Source organism: Priestia sp. VA7, assembly GCF_055710015.1.
The window spans coordinates 1-220 of record NZ_JBVQPN010000087.1 but is presented as its reverse complement, the minus strand read 5'-3'; the positions used below and the strand labels follow the sequence as shown (position 1 = coordinate 220).

The 220-nt window shown below is 45.9% G+C and carries 2 rRNA genes; both read left to right on the top strand.

From position 1 onward, the window contains the following. Positions 1–90, top strand: a 23S ribosomal RNA gene (locus AC0C45_RS30340); the annotation flags it as partial. A gap of 63 nt (positions 91–153) precedes the next feature. After that, positions 154–220, top strand: a 5S ribosomal RNA gene (rrf, locus tag AC0C45_RS30335); the annotation flags it as partial.

Here is a 220-nt window from a genome sequence, read left to right as displayed (position 1 = left end):
CCCTGAAAGATGATCAGGTTGATAGGTCAGAGGTGGAAGCGTGGCGACATGTGTAGCTGACTGATACTAATCGATCGAGGACTTAACCAAACTTTTAAAAGCGTAAGCTTTACTCAGCAAACTGTTATCTAGTTTTGAGAGAGCAATCTCTTGTCTGGTGGCGATAGCGAAGAGGTCACACCCGTTCCCATACCGAACACGGAAGTTAAGCTCTTTAGCG